Genomic DNA, 508 nt, shown 5'->3' with positions numbered 1-508 from the left:
TCTCGATCGGTTATCTCGGCTGGTTCGTCGACCCCATGGTGTTCGTGTTGTCGACGCTGTTGCTGCTGGCGGTGCTGGTGCGGCGCCAGTTCTTCTCGGCGGCCAGGCAGGCGGTGATCGGTCAGCCACCCGGAAAAGGCTGATCGATCCGGCCTGACAGCCAGTAGGCAAAAAGCCCGATCCATTCCCGGATGGCCATGGTGGTGGCCTGCAGCGAATCGGCTGGATTGTCGCGGAACAGGCCGACGCCTTCTCGTCCCGAGGTGCGATAGTCGACCGGCCATGGAACGGTTGCAAAGCCGGCCTTGTCGAACAGCGCCTTGGCGCGCGGCATATGGAAGGCCGAGGTCACCAGCAGCCAGGTCTCGCCGGGCTTCGGCGTTACCAACTCCTTGGTGAAGACCGCGTTCTCATAGGTGTTGCGGGACTTGTTCTCCAGGATCATCCGGTCGGCGGCCACGCCAAGCGCGGTGAGCAGGCGCGGCGCGGTTGCGGCATCGCCCTCGCC

At 64.8% G+C, this 508-nt stretch carries 2 protein-coding genes; one reads left to right on the top strand and one right to left on the bottom strand.

Going from position 1 to position 508, the window contains the following annotated elements:
* Nucleotides 1-143, top strand: a 143-nt coding sequence (locus EN991_RS39265) for a DUF599 family protein (protein ID WP_127370684.1), incomplete at its 5' end; no start/stop codon positions are given.
* On the opposite strand, the gene EN991_RS39260 is transcribed toward EN991_RS39265, so the two are convergent.
* The coding region (locus tag EN991_RS39260; protein WP_164769816.1) for a YdcF family protein at nt 122-508 on the bottom strand (387 nt) is incomplete at its 5' end. The two genes, EN991_RS39265 and EN991_RS39260, sit on opposite strands and share 22 nt — an antisense overlap.

This window comes from Mesorhizobium sp. M7A.F.Ca.US.005.03.2.1 (assembly GCF_003997795.1).
Classification (GTDB): Bacteria; Pseudomonadota; Alphaproteobacteria; order Rhizobiales; family Rhizobiaceae; genus Mesorhizobium; species Mesorhizobium ciceri.
The sequence above is the reverse complement of the archived record's forward strand: the minus strand, read 5'-3'. Positions and strand labels throughout refer to the sequence as shown.